The 820-nt window shown below is 44.4% G+C and carries 1 protein-coding gene; it reads left to right on the forward strand.

Going from position 1 to position 820, the window contains the following annotated elements; genetic code table 11:
- Positions 1 to 656, forward strand: a 656-nt coding sequence (argS, locus tag R7040_RS25670) for an arginine--tRNA ligase (protein ID WP_318097449.1), incomplete at its 5' end; no start/stop codon positions are given.
- Positions 657 to 820 lie beyond the last annotated feature (164 nt).

Genomic DNA, 820 nt, shown 5'->3' on the forward strand with positions numbered 1-820 from the left:
CTGAGTCAGTATCTCTTGAGCACCACGCTTTCGGCATGATGCTTGGTAAAGACGGTAAACCATTCAAGACTCGTGCGGGCGGTACGGTTCGTTTGGCGGACCTTCTTGATGAAGCCGAAGTTCGTGCTGCACAGTTGATAGAATCTAAGAACCCAGAGCTAGATGCTGAAGAGAAAGAGAAGATCTCTAAAACAGTTGCGATGGCAGCGGTTAAATATTCTGACCTATCTAAACACCGCACGACTGACTACGTTTTCGATTGGGACAATATGCTAGCGTTTGAAGGTAACACAGCGCCGTACATGCAATACGCATACACTCGCGTTGCCTCTATCTTTGCTAAAGCTGGTGTAGCGATGGATGAACTTCAAGGTGATATCCAAATCACTGACGAAAAAGAAAAAGCGCTTATCGCTAAACTTCTACAATTTGAAGAAGCCGTTCAATCTGTTGCTCGTGAAGGCCAACCGCACATCATGTGTAGCTACCTATTTGAACTAGCGGGTCAATTCTCAAGCTTCTACGAAGCATGCCCAATTCTAGTAGCAGAAGATGAAGCCGTTAAGCAAAGCCGTCTAAAACTGGCAGCCCTAACAGCGAAAACCATCAAGCAAGGTTTATCGCTACTAGGTATCGAAACGCTAGAGCGCATGTAAGCCGCTTTTAAGTTGATAACTTAAGTAGCACAAGCTGAATGATTGCAAAGGTTGACGTGAAAGCGTCACCCTTTTGTTTTATCTGACGTATACTAATTCAAATTGAAATGAATCGGATATCCACAATGAGTTTTGAACTGCACCCTCAATTGGCAAAAGACACC

The sequence above is a fragment of the Vibrio sp. 1069 genome (genome assembly GCF_033340555.1).